We start from the raw sequence: 16,788 nt of genomic DNA on the forward strand, positions 1-16,788 counted from the left end.
GATGAAATCCGTCAACGAACTTCCCTCCGCCGACGGCCTCTGGAGCGGCATCCGCTTCGCCGCCGATGCGAATGTCGAAGGCGCCATCGTGGTGGAGCAGGGCGCGATCCGCTGGGTCGGCGCCCGAAGCGCGCTGCCGGCTGAATTCGCCGCCCTCGCGCCGCACGACGGCGGTGGCGCGCTCGTCACGCCGGGGCTGGTCGATTGCCACACGCACCTCGTCTACGGCGGCCAGCGCGCCAACGAATTCGCGATGCGCCTGGCGGGCGCCACGTACGAAGAAGTGGCGAAGGCCGGCGGCGGCATCGTCTCGTCGGTGCGCGCCACGCGCGAGGCCGACGAGGACACGCTCTTCGCGCAGGCCGCCGCGCGGCTCGAACAACTGCTGGCCGACGGCGTGTGCGCCATCGAGATCAAGTCGGGCTACGGCCTCTCGCTGGAGCACGAGCGCAAGCAGCTGCGCGTGGCGCGGCGCCTGGGCGAGGCGTACGGCGTGACGGTGCGCACCACTTTTCTCGGCGCGCATGCGCTGCCGCCCGAGTACGCGGGCCGCAGCGGTGAGTACATCGATCTCGTCTGCCGCGAGATGCTGCCCGCGCTCGCGGCCGAAGGCCTGGTCGACGCGGTGGACGTGTTCTGCGAGCGCATCGCCTTCTCGCTCGCCGAGACCGAGCAGGTCTTCAGGGCCGCGAAGGCGCTGGGCCTGCCGGTGAAGCTGCATGCGGAGCAGCTCTCTGACATGGGCGGCGCCGCATTAGCCGCGAGCTACGGCGCGCTCTCGTGCGACCACATCGAGCACCTGTCGGCCGAGGGCATCGCGGCGATGCGCAGATCCGGCACCGTGGCCGTGCTGCTGCCGGGCGCCTACTACACGCTGCGCGACACGCACCTGCCGCCCATCGCCGCGCTGCGCGCCGCGGGCGTGCCGATGGCGGTGTCGACCGACCACAACCCCGGCACCTCGCCCGCGCTGAGCCTGCTGCTGATGGTGAACATGGCCTGCACGCTGTTCCGCCTCACGGTGCCCGAGGCGCTCGACGGCGTCACCGTGCACGCCGCGCGCGCGCTGGGCCTGCAGGACACGCACGGCGCCATAGCGCCCGGCATGCCCGCCAACTTCGTGCTGTGGAACGTGCGCGAGGCGGCCGAGCTCGCCTACTGGTTCGGACAGCAGCCCGTGCGCACGGTGGTGCGGCAAGGGCGCATTGCCATTGGAGCCAACGCATGACGACAAACACCCTTTTCGCTGCCGACGCGCTGCTGCCCGAAGGCTGGGCCCGCAACGTGCTGCTGGCGTGGGACGACGCGGGCCGGCTCACGCAGGTGCAGGCCGGCGCGCAGCGCCCCGCCGGCACCGAGGCCGCGCGCGGCCCCGTGATCCCCGGCATGCCCAACCTGCATTCGCACGCCTTCCAGCGCGCCTTCGCGGGCCTCACCGAGCACCGCGCCGAGCAGCACGACAGCTTCTGGAGCTGGCGCACGCTGATGTACCGCTTTGCCGCGCGCCTGGGCCCGCAGCACATGGAAGCCATCGCGACCTGGCTCTATGCCGAGATGCTCGAAGCGGGCTACACCGGTGTGTGCGAGTTCCAGTACGTGCACCACGACGTGGACGGCCGCCCCTATGCCGACGACGCCACGCTGAGCCTCGCGCTGCTGCGCGCGGCGAAGAAGGTGGGCATCGGCTTCACGCTGCTGCCGGTGCTCTACCAGACCGGCGGCTTCGGCGAGCAGCCGCCCACCGAAGGACAGCGCCGCTTCGTGCGCTCCACCGAATCGATGCTGCGCCTGCTCGAAACGCTCAAGCCGCAGTGCGATGCGCAGGGCGCGCGCCTGGGCCTGGCGCCGCACTCGTTGCGCGCCGTTCCGCCGGAAGGCCTGCGCGATGCCATCGCGGGGCTCGAAGCCATCGACCGCACCACACCCATCCACATCCACATTGCCGAGCAGACCAAGGAAGTGGACGACTGCGTCGCCTGGAGCGGCCTGCGCCCGGTCGAATGGCTGCTCGACCACGCCCCGGTGGACGAGCGCTGGTGCCTGGTGCACGCCACGCACATGAACGACGCCGAATACGAATACGCGGCCCGCAGCGGCGCGGTGGCGGGTCTGTGCCCGACCACCGAGGCGAACCTCGGCGACGGCATCTTCGACTTCGCCAAGTGGCGCAGCCACGGCGGCGCCTGGGGCGTGGGCTCCGACAGCCACGCCAGCGTGAACGCGGCCGAGGAACTGCTGATGCTCGAATACAGCCAGCGCCTGGCCCGGCGCCAGCGCAACGTCGGCGCCAGCGCGGCGCAGCCGCATGTGGCCAGCGCGCTGACGCTGGAGGCGGTGCAGGGCGGGGCGCGGGCCTCGGGCCGCGCCACGGCCGGCCTCGCGGCGGGGCAGCAGGCCGACTTCGCGGTGCTCGATGCCTCGCACATCGCGCTGCAGGGACTGCCCGCGCCCGATATGCTTTCCGCCCACGTCTTCGCGAGCCATCGCACCTCGGCCATCGAGGGCGTCTGGGTCGCGGGCCGGCCGCGCGTCTCGGCCGGGCGCCACGCGCTGCACGACGAAGCCGCCACCGCCTTCGTGGCCGCGCGCACCCAACTGCTACAGGATTGATCGACCCCACCATGGCCTTCACCACCGCCGAACCTCCTTTCCGCTTCCGCCAGGGCACGCGCCCGTTGCTGATCTCGATGCCGCACGTCGGCACCCACGTGCCGCCCGCGCTGGCCGCGCGCCTCACCGACGAGGCGCGCCAGGTGCCCGACACCGACTGGCACCTCGAGCGCCTCTACGACTTCGCCGACGAGCTGGGCGCCTCGGTGCTGGTGGCGACGCATTCGCGCTACGTGATCGACCTGAACCGTCCGCCGGACGGCGCGAGCCTCTACCCCGGCCAGAGCGTGACGGGCCTGTGCCCGGTCGACACCTTCGACGACACGCCGCTGTACGCCGACGCCGCCGACGTGCCGGGCGATGCCGAAGTCGCCGAGCGCCGCGAAGCCATCTGGCAGCCCTACCACGCCAAGCTCGCCGAGGAGCTCGCCCGCATCCGCGCGCAGCACGGCGTGGCCGCGCTGTGGGACGCGCACTCGATCCGCTCGGTGCTGCCGCGCTTCTTCGACGGCAAGCTGCCCGACCTGAACCTGGGCACCGGCAAGGGCATCAGCTGCGACCCGTCGCTCGCGCAGACGCTGCTTGGCATCGCAGAAAGCGCCACCGGCTACACCGGCGTGCTCAACGGCCGCTTCACCGGCGGCTACATCACGCGCAACTACGGCAACCCCGCGCAGAACGTGCACGCGGTGCAGCTGGAGATGACGCAGTCGAGCTACATGCAGGAGAAGCTGCCCTTCGACTACCTGCCCGAGGTGGCGGCGGGCGTGCAGCCGCACGTGCGGCGGATGATCGAGGCGGTGCTGGCCTTCGTGGAAGGCCGCGCAAAGGGCTGACCGCGGGCAGGGGCAGGGGCCCTTCCTACAATCGGGGGTCTATGAAGCCCGTCACCTACACCCGCGGCCAGGCCCTGCCCGGCATCCTCGCCAAGCGCATCGCCATCCTCGACGGCGCCATGGGCACGATGATCCAGCGCTTCAAGCTGACGGAAGAGCAATACCGCGGCGAGCGCTTCAAGGACTTCGAGCGCGACGTGAAGGGCAACAACGAGCTGCTCTCGCTCACGCGGCCCGACGTGATCCGCGACATCCACGAGGGCTACCTCGCGGCGGGCGCCGACCTCATCGAGACCAACACCTTCGGCGCGACCACCATCGCGCAGGAGGACTACAAGATGGCGCACCTGGCGCGCGAGATGAATCTCGAATCGGCCAAGCTCGCGCGCGCGGCCTGCGACAAGTTCAGCACGCCCGACAAGCCGCGCTTCGTGGCCGGCGCCCTCGGCCCGACGCCCAAGACCGCAAGCATCAGCCCCGACGTGAACGACCCGGGCGCGCGCAACGTCAATTTCGAGGAACTGCGCGCGGCCTACTACGAGCAGACAGAGGCGCTGGTCGAGGGCGGCGCCGACGTGATCCTGGTCGAGACCATCTTCGACACGCTCAACGCCAAGGCCGCGCTGTTCGCGGTCGACGAGTATTTCCATAACAGCGGGCAGCGCCTGCCGCTCATCATCAGCGGCACGGTGACCGACGCGTCGGGCCGCATCCTCAGCGGCCAGACCGTCACCGCCTTCTGGCACAGCGTGCGCCATTCGCAGCCGCTGGCCATCGGCCTGAACTGCGCGCTGGGCGCGGCGCTGATGCGCCCCTACATCCAGGAACTGGCGCGCGTGGCCGGCGACACCTTCATCAGCTGCTACCCGAACGCCGGCCTGCCCAACCCGATGAGCGACACCGGCTTCGACGAGACGCCCGAGGTCACCTCGCGCCTGCTGCACGAGTTCGCCTCCGAGGGCCTGGTGAACATCGTGGGCGGCTGCTGCGGCACCACGCCGGACCACATCGCGGCGATCGGCAAGGCCGTCGCGCCGATGGCCGGCCGGGTGCTGGGCACCAACAACGCCGGCTTCTACAAAGAGGCAGCTTGAGCGCTCCGGTCGCGTCCGCGGCCGATTGACGGGCCCCAGCCCCCGGGCCTACGCTGGGGCGCAAGGAGCCTTGCCATGAACTCATCACTCACCTGGCGCTGGGCCGCCGTCGGCGCGCTGGCCCTGGTGCTGCCGCTCGCCGCGCAGGCGCAGCAGGCCTTCACGCGCGGCGCGGTCAACCTGCGCGCGGGGCCTTCGGGCGACTATCCGCTGGTGGCGCGGCTCGGGCCAGGCCAGCCGCTCGAAGTGGTGGGCTGCACCAGCGGCTACGGCTGGTGCGACGTGGTGCTGCCCGACGGCGGGCGCGGCTGGATCTGGGCGCGCAACCTCGATTACGCCTACCAGGAGCAGCGCGTGCCGCTGGCCACGTACGGCGCGCTGATCGGCGTGCCGATCATCGGCTTCGCCATCGGCAGCTACTGGGCCGACTACTACCGCGACAGGCCCTGGTACGGCGACCGGCGCTGGTGGGGCGGCCGGCCGCCTCCGCCCGTGGCGGGCTGGCGTCCGCCGCCGCCGGTACGGCCCGGATGGCAACCGCATCCGTGGCAGCCGGGGCCGGGGTTCCGGCCACCCGCGCCGGGCTTCAGGCCACCGCCCGCGCCGGGCATCCGTCCGCCGGTGGACCCGGGAATCAGGCCGCCACGGCCGCAGCCGGGGTTCCGGCCAGGGCCGCCGCCGGGCAAGCCGCATCCGCATCCCGGAGGAGGCGGTGGGCATCGTGGGGGAGGCCGTGGCGGTGACCATGGCGGAGGTCACGGCGGCGGGCACCGGCACTGAGGGCCGGTGCCTCAGTCTTCCGCGACGCGCACCACGCGCTTGCCGAAGTTGCGGCCCTGAAGCAGGCCGATGAACGCATCCGGCGCGTTCTCCAGGCCGTCGATGCGGTCCTCGCGCAGCGTGATCTTGCCGGCCTCGACCCACTCGTCCATCTCGCGCCGGAACGCATCGAAGCGCTCGCCGTAGTGGTCGAGGATGACGAAGCCCTGCATGCGGATGCGCTTCTGCAGCAGCGCCGCCGTCAGCAGCGGCAGCCGGTTCGGGCCCGTGGGCAGCGTCTCGCTGTTGTAGTCGGCGATGTGCCCGCACACCGGCACGCGCGCGCCGATGTTGAGCAGCGGCAGCACCGCGTCGAACACCTCACCTCCGACGTTCTCGAAGTAGACGTCGATGCCCTCGGGGCAGGCGGCCGCGAGGCGCGATGCGAACGCCGGGTCGTGGCGGTCGATGCAGGCGTCGAAGCCCAGCACCTCGACTGCGTGGCGGCATTTGTCCGCGCCGCCCGCGATGCCGACCACGCGCGCGCCCTTGAGCCTGGCGATCTGCCCGACCACCGAGCCGACGGCGCCGGTCGCGGCCGCCACCACCACCGTCTCGCCCGGCTTGGGCTGGCCGATGTCGAGCAGGCCGACGTGGGCGGTGAAGGCCGGCATGCCCAGCCCACCGAGTGCCAGCGAGGGCTGGGCCATGTCGCCGAGCGGCATCAGGTCCTGGCCGTCGGACAGCGCGTAGTCCTGCCAGCCGGTGTTGCCGAGCACGAGATCGCCCGGGCGGAACTGCGGATTCCGGGACTCGACGACGCGGTTGACCGTGCCGCCCGGCATCGGCTCGCCCACTTGCACCGAGGCGGGCGCATAGAGCGGCGGCACCTCGTCCATCAACTGGCGCATGTACGGATCGAGCGACAGGTGCAGCGTGCGCAGCAGCACCTGGCCCTCGCCGGGCACGGGGACGGCGGCTTCCTCCAGCCGGAAGTTCTCCGGCGTCGGCAGGCCGCGCGGCCGGGCGGCGAGGACGATGCGGCGGTTGACGGTATCGACGGCGTTGCTGTTCTGGGACATGGGGCGTGGCTCCTTGATTAATAGACCAGTCGTCTAGTGCGTGGGCAAAAAAAAGCGGGAGCGCGTTCGCCTCCCGCCGGGTGATTTCCTTCAGTGGTCCGAAGACAGGCCCAGCTGCTGCCGGGTGTCGCGCATCGCCGCGTCCAGCGACGAGCGGTCGCGCGTGATCTTGGCCAGCAGGCTGGCGCCGAGCCAGCGCTGGTAGAGCGCGACGGCGACGCCCTGGGCGTCCTGCCCTTGCGGCATCGCCTTGATCGAGCCGTCGGCCTGGCCGGCTTCGATGCAGCCGGCGAGCCGGTCGGTGATGGCGCGGGTGCCGCGCGCCAGCGCCGCGCGCATGCTCTCGGACAGGTCGCAGACCTCGGCGCCAAGCTTGACGACGAGGCAGCGGCTCTGCGCCTCCTCGCCGGTCTGGGAGTCGAGCCAGTCGTCGAAGTAGGCGATCAGGCGCTGGGCGGCGGTGCCGGACCCCTCGGTCAGCAGGGCGTCGGTGCGCCCGAGGTACTCGCTGAAGTAGGCCTCCAGAACCGCCTCGCCGAAGACTTCCTTGGAGCCGAAGTAGTGATAGAACGAGCCTTTCGGCACCTTCGCCGCCGCCAGCACCTCGGCCAGCCCGACGCCGGTGAAGCCCTTTCGCAGCAGCAGCGGATGGGCCACGTCGAGGATGTGCTGGCGGACGTCGGTGATGGGTGCGGCTGCGGCGTTCATGGGCCGCACTCTAGCGGCAATTAGACCAGTCGTCTAGTCTTGCGAGCCAATGGTGTCGCCGCTGACTTTGGGACTGCATTCGCCCGCCGCAGCCCGTCCCTTGGCGATCAGATTCACAAAATGCTGGGCTCCCAGGCCGAGTGGGCGCTCACGTGACCACACCACGTCCACCCACAGGTCGAGCCCGTTGCTGAGGTTCTCGAACGGAATCTCGACCAGCGCGCCCGCCGCCACATGGGGCCGCGCGAAGTTGCGCGGCAGCCAGCCCCAGCCCAGCCCGGCGGTGATCAGGCTCAGCGCGGCCAGCGCGTTGTCGGAGCGCCAGACGTGGCGCGCGAACACGAAGCGCGGGTCGCTGGTGGCGAGGTCGCGCCCGGCCACGACGATCTGGCGGGTGTTGGTCAGGTGGTCCTCGCGCAGCCGGCCGCCGTTGGCGGCGAGCACGGGATGGTCGGGCGCCATCACCGCCACCATGAGCTCGCTGCCGACTTCCTGGAAGCCTTCGCGCCCGTCGAGGCTGGGTCGCTCGAAGACCAGTGCCAACTGCGCCCGCCCGCTGTGCAGCAGCGCCAGCGCGTCGGCCTGTGGGGCGGCCAGCACCTCCACCTGCAGCAGCGGATGCTCCCGCGCCAGTTCCGACAGCGGGCCGGTCCACGGTGCGGCCAGCAGTTCGGGCGCGATGGCCAGCGTGAGCCGGTCTTCCAGTCCCTGCGTGAGCGCCAGCGCTTGAACCTGAAGCTGCTTCAGCTGGGCCGCCAGCAGCCGCGCCTGCGGCTCCAGCGAGCGCGCTGCGGCCGTGGGCTGGGGCTCGCGGCCGCTGCGGTCGAACAGCTGCAGGTCGAGCTCGGCCTCGAGGTTGGCGACAGCCATGCTCACCGCCGACGGCACCCGGCGCAGCGCCCGCGCGGCGGCAGAGAAGGAGCCGTGGTCAATCACGGCCAGGAAGACTTCGACGTTGTCGCTGGAAAAGGCCATGGCGCCGATCTTTCAATAAAACTGAAACAAGTTAACTTTTTATATCAGCCCGGGACAAATAAAGTCCAGTCATCGCATCAACGAACACAGAGAGAAAGCCATGCAAGGGATTCAGCGTCGCATCGTCTACATCAGCCTCTACGAAGGCATCGCCATCGTGGCCGCCAGCGCGGGCCTGGCTCTGATGACGGATGCCGGCCTGGGCCATTCGGGCGCGATGGCGGTGGCGGCCTCGGTCATCGCGGTGATCTGGAACCTGGTCTTCAACTCGCTCTTCGAGCGCTGGGAGTCGCGCCAGGTCGTGCGCGGACGCAGCCTGCGCCGCCGCATCGCGCACGCCATCGGCTTCGAGGGAGGCCTGATCGCCTTCCTGGTGCCGATGTTCGCCTGGGGCCTGGGCGTCACGCTCTGGCAGGCGCTGGTGATGGACCTGGGGCTGGTGGTGTTCTTCCTGGTCTACACCTTCGTCTTCAACTGGGCCTTCGATCGCGTGTTCGGTCTGCCGGCCTCGGCCGCGGCGAAGGTGCCGGTGGCGGCCTGAGGGCCGCCCGGGAAGAGAGGATCAAGGCGGCGTGGCCGCCTTTTTCTTTTGCTCGGCCACCCGCATCTCGAGCGCGGCCTGCAGCCGCAGCGCCTCCTGCGGCGTGAAGAGTTCCGCCTGCAGCTGTGCCCGCGTGGCCTCGTCGGCCGCGGCGTAGCGCGACAGGCGGCTCTGCCAGTCCTGCTCCTGCCGGTCGAGCGTCGCGAGACGCTGCGCCGCCTCGTAGCCGTACTGCTTCGAGCGCTCCTCGAAACGCTCCTGCGGACTGGCGCCGCGTGCTTCCAGTGCGGCGGTCTGCTCGCCTACGGCCAGTTGCGCAACGGAGGCCGTGCGGTCGGCGCGCTGCTCGGGCGTGAGCCAGGTTTCCTCGGTCTTCGCGAGCGCCTGGCGTTTCTGCTCGGGTGTGAGGCTGGCGTTGCGCTCGATCTCCAGCTTCTCGACGCTGAAGCGGTCGAACTTCTCGTCGGCGCCGAACAGGCCCTCGACTTCCTCGGGCGCGAAGTAGCGCGAGCGGATGCCGGCGCGCGCATCGAGGATCCGGCGCAGCCCGGCCGGGTCGCCGATGTTGGCTGCCGGCAGCGCCTCCAGCGCGTTGCGGTAGTCGATGTAGCGCTCCAGCAGGCCGAGCGCGCGCATGCGCCATTCGGGCGGCAGGTACCTGTCGATCCTGGCGCGCATCTCGGCCATCAGGCCTTCCTTGTCGCGCGCCTGGCTGCCGTCGAGCATCTGCTCGAAGATGCGCAGCAGGGCGGGCGTCAGCAGCGGATCGGGGGCGTGGGGGCTTGCGTCTGGCGCGGATCTGGAGACATCGGGAAGGTCCGACGAGGTGGCCGGCAGGGCTGCCGATACGACCGCGGGAGCCGGAGCCTCCTCGCCGCCGGCCAGCCACCACGCGGTGCCCGCGGCCAGCACCGCCGCGGCCGCCGCGAGCGGCAGCATGAGCTTGCGGGGCATCGTCTCCTCAGAGGCCGAGTTGCTTCAGTCTCGCCGCCTGGTTCACGTACAGCGTCACCGGGCTCACCGAGAAAAGGTCGCGCAGGCCGAGCATCTGGTTGATCTCGTCCAGGTGGTTCTGCCTGTAGCTGCCGATGTAGGTGCCCAGGTGCGAGCTGCAGGCCGATGCGAGCCCGTCGTTGGGCTCGCCGTGCACCACGCTCGTCAGCGACAGCGCGTAGTCGGAGGCGTCGAACACGTTGGTCAGCGGCTGGGTGCCCGACCAGGAGAAGTAGCGCACCCCGTTGACCAGCTCGGTGCCGTTGCCGCAGGCGGTGGTGGGCACGCCGTCGGGGAACTTGGCGTTGAACTTCGCCGAGCCGGCGGTGTTGAGCGAATCCAGCGCACCCAGCCCGTTCTGCGGTGTGTTGTTGCCCGAGAGAATGCCGATGAGGCTGGAGAACGCGTTGACCACGCTCACCACCACGGCGCGGCTGATGCTGCCGTCCGGCAGCGTGTTGCCGAGCACGTCGGCCACCTTGCTGCCCTTGTGCGGGCTGCCCACGGTGGTGACGGAGGCCACCAGCTGCGGCGCCACGCCCGAGACGTAGCGCGCCGTGGGGCCACCGTGCGAATGGCCGATCAGGTTGACCTTGCTCGCGCCGGTCAGCGCCAGGACGTCCTTGACCTGCTTGAGCAGCTGCTCGCCGCGCACCTCGCTGCTGTTGGTGGCCGCCACCTCGGCGACGAAGACCTTGGCGCCCTGCGCGCGCAGTTCGCCCGGAATGCCGTACCAGTAGTCGATGCCGGCGATGGTGTCGAAACCCAGCATGCCGTGCACCAGCACGATCGGATAGGCCGTCTGCGCGCTGGTGTTGGCCGCTTGTGCCGTCTGCGCCAGGGGCGCGAGCGCCAGCATGCCGCACACCAGCAGCGCGCCGGCCGTCCGCCGGGCCGCGCCGCCCTGTTTGCTGCCCGTCGCCTCGGTCCTCGAAGCCGCATTCCTCTTCATTCGAATCATCGGAACTCCCTGTGTCGGTTGGTAGGGTGGGGGCACGCAAAAAACGAACGAGCGTGCACTTTTCATTCTGCGAAACCGACCGGGCCGGATCGATCCGGACTTTCCCTTTCATGATTCGGACTTACTCCTGCAGCCCCTGCGGCGTATGGGAGGGCGATAGACTCCCCCAACCCGCGCACGAATAACCGCTTTTGCCTCCGAGTCCAACCATGTCTTCCCCAATGCCGCCTCCCATGAAGCTTTCAGGCCTGGAGCCGGTCTCCATCGGCGAAGGCACGCTGTTCGTCAACATCGGCGAGCGCACCAACGTCACGGGCTCCAAGGCCTTCGCGCGCATGATCCTCAACGGCCAGTTCGAAGAAGCGCTGGCGGTGGCACGCCAGCAGGTCGAGAACGGTGCGCAGGTGATCGACGTGAACATGGACGAGGCCATGCTCGACAGCAAGGCCGCGATGGTGCGCTTTCTCAACCTCATCGCCAGCGAGCCCGACATCGCGCGCGTGCCGGTGATGGTCGACAGCTCGAAGTGGGAGGTCATCGAGGCGGGCCTGCGCTGCATCCAGGGCAAGGGCATCGTCAACTCGATCTCCATGAAGGAGGGCGTCGACAAGTTCAAGCACGAGGCCAAGCTGGTGAAGCGCTACGGCGCCGCCGCCGTGGTGATGGCCTTCGACGAGAAGGGCCAGGCCGACACCTACGCGCGCAAGATCGAGATCTGCGAGCGCGCCTACCGCATCCTGGTGGACGAGGTGGGCTTCCCGCCCGAGGACATCATCTTCGACCCGAACATCTTTGCCATCGCCACCGGCATCGAGGAGCATGACAACTACGCGGTCGACTTCATCGAGGCCACGCGCTGGATCAAGCAGAACCTGCCGGGCGCGAAGGTGTCGGGCGGCGTGTCGAACGTGAGCTTCAGCTTCCGCGGCAACGATCCGGTGCGCGAGGCGATCCACACCGTGTTCCTGTACCACGCGATCAAGGCGGGCATGGACATGGGCATCGTCAATGCCGGCATGGTCGGCGTGTACGACGAAGTCGAGCCGAATCTGCGCGAGCGCGTGGAGGACGTGGTGCTCAACCGCCGCCCCGACGCCGGCGAGCGCCTGGTCGAGATCGCCGAGAGCGCCAAGGGCGCGGCCAAGGACGACAGCAAGAAGCTCGAATGGCGCGGCACGCCCGAGCAGCCCGTGCCGGTGGCGCAGCGCCTGTCGCACGCTCTGGTGCACGGCATCACCGAGTTCATCACCGAAGACACCGAAGAGGCCTACCGCGCGATCCTCGCGAGGGGCGGCCGTCCGCTGCACGTGATCGAAGGTCCGCTGATGGACGGCATGAACGTGGTCGGCGACCTGTTCGGGCAGGGCAAGATGTTCCTGCCGCAGGTGGTGAAGTCGGCCCGCGTGATGAAGCAGGCCGTGGCGCACCTCATTCCCTACATCGAGGAAGAGAAGCGCCAGGACGAGGCGGCCGGGCGCGACGTGCGCTCCAAGGGCAAGATCATCATCGCCACCGTGAAGGGCGACGTGCACGACATCGGCAAGAACATCGTCACCGTCGTGCTCCAGTGCAACAACTTCGAAGTGGTGAACATGGGCGTGATGGTCCCGTGCCACGAGATCCTCGCGAAGGCGAAGGTCGAGGGCGCGGACATCGTGGGCCTGTCGGGCCTCATCACGCCGAGCCTCGAAGAAATGCAGTACGTGGCCGGCGAGATGCAGAAGGACGACCACTTCCGTATCCGCAAGATTCCGCTGCTGATCGGCGGCGCCACCACCAGCCGCGTGCACACGGCCGTGAAGATCGCGCCGCACTACGAGGGGCCGGTGGTCTACGTGCCCGACGCCTCGCGCAGCGTGAGCGTGGCGCAGAGCCTGCTGAGCGACCAGGCGGCCGCGTACATCGAGGAGATCAACGCCGACTACGTCAAGGTGCGCGAGCAGCACGCCAACAAGAAGCAGGTGCCGCTGTGGCCGCTGGCCAAGGCGCGCGCCAACAAGACGCCCGTCGATTTCGCCAGCTACCTGCCGCCGGTGCCGAAGTTCATCGGCCGGCGCGTGTTCAGGAACTTCGACCTCACCGAACTCGCGAAGTACATCGACTGGGGCCCGTTCTTCCAGACCTGGGACCTGGCGGGCCCGTTCCCGGCCATCCTGAAGGACGAGATCGTCGGCACCGAGGCCGTGCGCGTGTATGCCGACGGCCAGCGCATGCTCAAGCGCCTCATCGAAGGCCGCTGGCTCAGCGCGAGCGGCGTGGTGGGCTTCTGGCCCGCCAACACCGTGAACGACGACGACATCGAGCTCTACACCGACGAATCGCGCAGCGAGGTGGCGCTCACCTGGTACGGCATGCGCCAGCAGACCGAGAAGCACGAGATCGACGGCGTGATGCGCCCGAGCCGCTGCCTGGCCGACTTCGTCGCGCCCAGGGACAGCGGCGTGAAGGACTACGTCGGCATGTTCGCCGTGACCGCCGGCCTGGGCGTGGAGAAGAAGGAGAAGTACTTCGTCGACGACCTCGACGACTACTCCGCCATCATGCTCAAGGCCCTTGCCGACCGGCTGGCCGAAGCCTTCGCCGAGGCGCTGCACCATCGCGTGCGCACCGACCTGTGGGGCTACGCGAGCGACGAGAGCCTGAGCAACGACGACATGATCGCGGAGAAGTACCGCGGCATCCGCCCCGCGCCCGGCTACCCGGCCTGCCCCGACCACAGCGTGAAGAAGCCCATGTTCGACCTTCTGAACTGCGCGGACATTGGCATGAGCCTGACGGAAAGCCTCGCTATGATGCCCGCCGCCAGCGTGAGCGGGTTCTACCTGAGCCACCCCGATTCGACGTACTTCAACGTCGGCAAGATCGGACACGACCAGTTACAGGACCAGGCCGCGCGGCGCAAGGAAAGCGAAGCCGACCTCGAACGCCTGCTCGCGCCCAACCTTTGAACCTGCCGGCCGGCGCGGCCGTCCGGCACCGGGAGTCGTTATTCAGAAGCTGATGTTTGCAGCCGCGCACTACGCGGCCCTGGCGGTTTTCGTGACGGGCTGCTGGGGCTATGGACGCGCGCTGCTGGGCCGCCTCGCGCCTCCCCCGCGCCGCGACGCGGGGCTCGAAGCCGCCATGGCCGTGGCCCTGGGCGTGGGAATCTTCATCTGCGCCTTCCAGGCCCTGGCCATCTTCGGAGCCTTCAGGCCCGGCGCGACCGCGGCGATCGTCGCCGTCGGCGTGGCAGCCGCGGCGCTCCAGTTGCCCTCATGGCTGCGCGAGCGGCGCACGCTGTTGCTCGCGAACCCGCCCGCGGCGCCCTGGAGCTACGTCGAGCGCGTCGCGGCGATCGCGCTGGCGCTGGTCGTGCTGCCCGCGCTGGCCGCCCCGCTCGCGCCGCCCATTGCCTTCGACGAGCTGATGTACCACCTGCCCTATGCGCAGCAGGTCGCCGAGCAAGGCTCGCTGGGCATCCACGACTGGCTGCGCTACCCCTGGTTCCCGTACAACTACAACCTGCTGTATGCCGGTGCGCTGCAGCTGGGCGACGACGTGCTGCCGCACTTCCTGAACGGCCTGGCCGGAGCGCTGTCGGTGGTCATGGTCTACCGCCTGGGCATGCTGCATGCCGGCCGGCTCACCGCGTGCATCGGCGCGGCCATCTGGCTGGGGCTCGGCGACTACTCCAACGCGCTGATCGACATGGGCGTGGCGCTCTTCGTGCTCTCGGCCTGCGTGGCGCTGTGGTGGTGGCGCGAGTCCGAGGTCGGCAAGCCTGTGCACGGTGGCATCCGCTGGCTCGGCCTGGCAGCCTTCTGCCTGGGCGTGGCCGCGGGCTCGAAGTACCAGGCGCTGGTCTTCCTGCCGCTGGTGGCGCCCTTCGTCTTCCGCCACGAGCGCAGCCTCAAGGCCTGGGCGCTGATGTTCGCCTGCTTCCTGATTCCCTGCGTGTACTGGTACGCACGCAATGCCATCATGACCGGCGACCCCTTCAACCCCATCGGCGCGCGCGTGTTCGGCTTCACCGAATGGACGCCGGCCGACTACGTGCAGCAGGTGGCCGACGTGCGCGTGCATGCCGAGCTGCCCAACGCGCTGCTGTGGTCGGTGTTCTTCGCGCCGTTCAGCCCGCTGTGGAAGCGCTCCGCGGCGGTGCGCGCGGCCGGCTGGTTCTGCCTGTACTCGGTGGTCGTCTGGGTCGCGACCTCGCGCTATCCGCGCTACCTGACGGCCTCGTTCCCGCTGCTGGCGGCCATCGCGGCCGTCGGCTGGCAGGTGGTGTTCGGCTGGATCGCCGCGGGCTTTCGCCGCTTGGCCGGGGGCAAGGGTGCGGCAGCCGACGTTCCGCCCGCCGCCGTCACCGCGCGTACCCCGGCCCGCGTGGGCGACTGGGCGATCGTGCTGCTGCTGGCGGTGCTGGCCGCGGTTTCCGTGCGCCAGACGGCTGCCAAGGTCGCGCTGGTCGCCACCACGCCGGAGGCCCGTGAAGCCGTGCTGCGCAAGCACGTGCCGGGCTACGCGGCCATGGACTACCTGCGGCGCAACGCCAAGGGTCGCGTCTATCAGATCGCGCTGAACGAGGCGATCTACTACGGCCCCAACCCCATCTGGGGCGACACCCTCGGGCCCTGGCGCTACACCGACTTCGGGCGCCTGTCGGGCGGCGATCTCGCGCGCAAGCTCTCGGGCATGGGCTTCGTTGCCATCGTGCTGCCCGATTCGGTGGTGCCGGTCTTCACCGCGCGCATCGACTTCGACAAGTACTTCGCCGTGGAATACCAGAAGGACGGCAGCCGGGTCTACCGTATCCTTCCCGTCGCACCATGAACGACGCGGCAGACATCTCCAGCAGTACCCGGCAAGGCCTCGGAGGCAGCGGCCTGCGCGTCGCCGTGATCATCCCCTGCTACAACGAGGCGCTGGCCATCGAACAGGTGGTTCGGGGCTTTCGCGCCGCGCTGCCGGAAGCCGACATCCACGTCTTCGACAACAACTCCAGCGACGACACGGCCGCCGTGGCGCGCGCGGCCGGCGCCACCGTCACCCACGTGGCCCTGCGAGGCAAGGGCAACGTGGTGCGGCGCATGTTCGCCGACGTCGACGCCGACGTGTACGTGATGACCGACGGCGACGCCACCTACGACGCGGGCGCCGCGCCGCGCCTCGTCGAACGTCTGGTGAACGACAACCTCGACATGGTGGTCGGCAGCCGCGTGGACGACGGCCAGGACGTGCACACCTACCGCGCGGGCCACCGCTTCGGCAACCGCATGCTCACGGGCGCGGTGGCGCAGCTCTTCGGCGGCGGGCTCACCGACATGCTCTCGGGCTATCGCGTGTTCTCGCGGCGCTATGCCAAGTCGTTCCCGGCGCTGTCGCGGGGCTTCGAGACGGAGACCGAGCTCACCGTGCACGCGCTCGAACTGCGCATGCCCTATGCGGAGGAAGCCACCGCCTACAGCACGCGTCCCGAAGGCTCGGTGAGCAAGCTCTCGACCTACCGCGACGGCTGGCGCATCCTCAAGACCATCTGCAAGCTGTTCGTGAGCGAACGGCCACTGCAGTTCTTTTCGATCATCGGCGCGCTGCTGGCGCTGATGTCGGTCGCGCTGGTCGTGCCGGTCTTCATGACCTACGTGCAGACCGGGCTGGTGCCCCGCTTGCCCACCGCGGTGCTGGCCACCGGGGCGATGCTGGCGGCGATGCTGTCCTTCGTGTGCGGCGTCATCATGCAAGCCATCACCTTGGGCCGACGTGAGGCCAAGCGGCTGAGCTACCTCGCGATTCCGAGCGTGCGCGAACGGGTGTCGCGCGGCTTGGCGGCCGGCCCACGATGAAGATAGGCCGCGAGTTCCTCGTCTTCGCCGCCGTCGGCGTGATCGGGCTCGTGGTCGACGTGGTGGTGCTGTACCTGCTGGCGCCGCTGCTGGGCTGGTACGCGGCGCGCGTGGTGTCGTTCCTCGCGGCGGCGACCACCACCTGGGCCTTCAACCGCCGCTACACCTTCGCGGCCAGCGCGGCGGCCGGCCGTTCCATCTGGCGCGAATACCTGGGCTATCTCGCGACCATGACCGCGGGCGCGGTGCTCAACTACGGTGCCTACGTGCTCACGCTGCACTGGGTGGAAGGCCGCTGGGCCGCGGCGCTCGGCGTGGCGCTGGGCAGCCTCGCGGGCATGAGCGCCAACTTCCTGTCGGCGCGTTATCTCGTCTTCCGGTCTCACCGCAACGGCTGAGGCCGG

15 protein-coding genes are annotated in these 16,788 nt (G+C 69.7%); 10 read left to right on the plus strand and 5 right to left on the minus strand.

Features of this window, described 5'->3' with window-relative positions:
• The first annotated feature begins 1 nt into the window (after position 1).
• The 5 genes from hutI to ABL838_RS01185 all read left to right on the plus strand — a co-directional run bounded on the left by hutI (position 2) and on the right by ABL838_RS01185 (position 5,320).
• Positions 2 to 1,228, plus strand: a complete 1,227-nt coding sequence (gene hutI / locus ABL838_RS01165) for an imidazolonepropionase (RefSeq protein WP_418123733.1) — start codon at positions 2 to 4, stop codon at positions 1,226 to 1,228.
• Positions 1,225 to 2,610, plus strand: coding sequence for a formimidoylglutamate deiminase (locus ABL838_RS01170; RefSeq protein ID WP_418123735.1), 1,386 nt, complete (start codon positions 1,225 to 1,227; stop codon positions 2,608 to 2,610). Before hutI ends, ABL838_RS01170 begins: the two co-directional genes overlap by 4 nt.
• Before the next feature lie 11 nt (positions 2,611 to 2,621).
• A complete protein-coding gene (hutG, locus tag ABL838_RS01175) occupies positions 2,622 to 3,446 on the plus strand; it encodes an N-formylglutamate deformylase (RefSeq protein ID WP_418125822.1) in 825 nt (274 codons plus the stop codon).
• A gap of 41 nt (positions 3,447 to 3,487) precedes the next feature.
• Positions 3,488 to 4,540: a homocysteine S-methyltransferase family protein gene (locus ABL838_RS01180; protein WP_418123737.1), complete on the plus strand. Its 1,053-nt coding sequence runs from the start codon at positions 3,488 to 3,490 to the stop codon at positions 4,538 to 4,540.
• Between the two features lie 75 nt (positions 4,541 to 4,615).
• Positions 4,616 to 5,320 (plus strand): SH3 domain-containing protein, encoded by a 705-nt coding sequence (locus ABL838_RS01185; RefSeq protein ID WP_418123739.1) that lies wholly within the window; start codon positions 4,616 to 4,618, stop codon positions 5,318 to 5,320.
• A gap of 11 nt (positions 5,321 to 5,331) precedes the next feature.
• Here the strand turns inward: ABL838_RS01185 and ABL838_RS01190 are convergent, their stop codons facing one another.
• The 3 genes from ABL838_RS01190 to ABL838_RS01200 form a co-directional block, all read right to left on the minus strand.
• The gene (locus tag ABL838_RS01190; protein ID WP_418123741.1) at positions 5,332 to 6,381 is read right to left on the minus strand and encodes an NADP-dependent oxidoreductase; all 1,050 of its coding nucleotides are present in this window, start codon (positions 6,379 to 6,381) and stop codon (positions 5,332 to 5,334) included.
• 90 nt (positions 6,382 to 6,471) lie between these two features.
• Entirely contained in the window at positions 6,472 to 7,089 is a 618-nt protein-coding gene (locus tag ABL838_RS01195) for a TetR/AcrR family transcriptional regulator (protein WP_418123742.1), read from the minus strand.
• Between the two features lie 33 nt (positions 7,090 to 7,122).
• The gene (locus tag ABL838_RS01200) at positions 7,123 to 8,064 is read right to left on the minus strand and encodes a LysR family transcriptional regulator (protein ID WP_184640506.1); all 942 of its coding nucleotides are present in this window, start codon (positions 8,062 to 8,064) and stop codon (positions 7,123 to 7,125) included.
• A 100-nt stretch (positions 8,065 to 8,164) separates the two neighbouring features.
• On the opposite strand from ABL838_RS01200, the gene ABL838_RS01205 reads away from it, so the two are divergent.
• A complete protein-coding gene (locus tag ABL838_RS01205) occupies positions 8,165 to 8,605 on the plus strand; it encodes a PACE efflux transporter (protein WP_126022511.1) in 441 nt (146 codons plus the stop codon).
• Between the two features lie 21 nt (positions 8,606 to 8,626).
• Here ABL838_RS01205 and ABL838_RS01210 read toward each other — a convergent pair whose 3' ends face one another.
• Both ABL838_RS01210 and ABL838_RS01215 read right to left on the minus strand, forming a co-directional pair.
• On the minus strand, positions 8,627 to 9,559 hold the full coding sequence (locus tag ABL838_RS01210; RefSeq protein ID WP_418123744.1) for a lipase secretion chaperone: 933 nt from the start codon (positions 9,557 to 9,559) through the stop codon (positions 8,627 to 8,629).
• A gap of 7 nt (positions 9,560 to 9,566) precedes the next feature.
• A complete protein-coding gene (locus ABL838_RS01215) occupies positions 9,567 to 10,457 on the minus strand; it encodes an esterase/lipase family protein (RefSeq protein ID WP_418125823.1) in 891 nt (296 codons plus the stop codon).
• 335 nt (positions 10,458 to 10,792) lie between these two features.
• On the opposite strand from ABL838_RS01215, the gene metH reads away from it, so the two are divergent.
• From metH to ABL838_RS01235, 4 genes are read left to right on the plus strand one after another with little or no spacing between them, the layout of a single operon-like run.
• Positions 10,793 to 13,507 carry a methionine synthase gene (gene metH, locus ABL838_RS01220; RefSeq protein WP_418123746.1) on the plus strand — a complete coding sequence of 905 codons (2,715 nt, stop codon included), beginning with the start codon at positions 10,793 to 10,795 and terminating at the stop codon, positions 13,505 to 13,507.
• A 52-nt stretch (positions 13,508 to 13,559) separates the two neighbouring features.
• Positions 13,560 to 15,374 carry an ArnT family glycosyltransferase gene (locus tag ABL838_RS01225; RefSeq protein WP_418123748.1) on the plus strand — a complete coding sequence of 605 codons (1,815 nt, stop codon included), beginning with the start codon at positions 13,560 to 13,562 and terminating at the stop codon, positions 15,372 to 15,374.
• A complete protein-coding gene (locus ABL838_RS01230; RefSeq protein WP_418123750.1) occupies positions 15,371 to 16,384 on the plus strand; it encodes a glycosyltransferase family 2 protein in 1,014 nt (337 codons plus the stop codon). Before ABL838_RS01225 ends, ABL838_RS01230 begins: the two co-directional genes overlap by 4 nt.
• Positions 16,381 to 16,782 (plus strand): GtrA family protein, encoded by a 402-nt coding sequence (locus ABL838_RS01235; protein ID WP_126022507.1) that lies wholly within the window; start codon positions 16,381 to 16,383, stop codon positions 16,780 to 16,782. Before ABL838_RS01230 ends, ABL838_RS01235 begins: the two co-directional genes overlap by 4 nt.
• Positions 16,783 to 16,788 lie beyond the last annotated feature (6 nt).

This window comes from Variovorax sp. 160MFSha2.1 (genome assembly GCF_048305075.1).
Classification (GTDB): domain Bacteria; phylum Pseudomonadota; class Gammaproteobacteria; order Burkholderiales; family Burkholderiaceae_C; genus Variovorax; species Variovorax guangxiensis.

Coding starts and splice junctions, on each gene's coding strand:
- ABL838_RS01205 (WP_126022511.1), top strand. CDS start 8,165: ATGCAAGGGATTCAGCGTCGCATCGTCTACATCAGCCTCTACGAAGGC.
- ABL838_RS01225 (WP_418123748.1), top strand. CDS start 13,560: ATGTTTGCAGCCGCGCACTACGCGGCCCTGGCGGTTTTCGTGACGGGC.
- metH (WP_418123746.1), top strand. CDS start 10,793: ATGAAGCTTTCAGGCCTGGAGCCGGTCTCCATCGGCGAAGGCACGCTG.
- ABL838_RS01200 (WP_184640506.1), bottom strand. CDS start 8,064: ATGGCCTTTTCCAGCGACAACGTCGAAGTCTTCCTGGCCGTGATTGAC.
- ABL838_RS01195 (WP_418123742.1), bottom strand. CDS start 7,089: ATGAACGCCGCAGCCGCACCCATCACCGACGTCCGCCAGCACATCCTC.
- ABL838_RS01170 (WP_418123735.1), top strand. CDS start 1,225: ATGACGACAAACACCCTTTTCGCTGCCGACGCGCTGCTGCCCGAAGGC.
- ABL838_RS01180 (WP_418123737.1), top strand. CDS start 3,488: ATGAAGCCCGTCACCTACACCCGCGGCCAGGCCCTGCCCGGCATCCTC.
- ABL838_RS01190 (WP_418123741.1), bottom strand. CDS start 6,381: ATGTCCCAGAACAGCAACGCCGTCGATACCGTCAACCGCCGCATCGTC.
- ABL838_RS01215 (WP_418125823.1), bottom strand. CDS start 10,457: ATGCTGGCGCTCGCGCCCCTGGCGCAGACGGCACAAGCGGCCAACACC.
- hutG (WP_418125822.1), top strand. CDS start 2,622: ATGGCCTTCACCACCGCCGAACCTCCTTTCCGCTTCCGCCAGGGCACG.
- ABL838_RS01185 (WP_418123739.1), top strand. CDS start 4,616: ATGAACTCATCACTCACCTGGCGCTGGGCCGCCGTCGGCGCGCTGGCC.
- ABL838_RS01210 (WP_418123744.1), bottom strand. CDS start 9,559: ATGCCCCGCAAGCTCATGCTGCCGCTCGCGGCGGCCGCGGCGGTGCTG.
- ABL838_RS01235 (WP_126022507.1), top strand. CDS start 16,381: ATGAAGATAGGCCGCGAGTTCCTCGTCTTCGCCGCCGTCGGCGTGATC.
- ABL838_RS01230 (WP_418123750.1), top strand. CDS start 15,371: ATGAACGACGCGGCAGACATCTCCAGCAGTACCCGGCAAGGCCTCGGA.
- hutI (WP_418123733.1), top strand. CDS start 2: ATGAAATCCGTCAACGAACTTCCCTCCGCCGACGGCCTCTGGAGCGGC.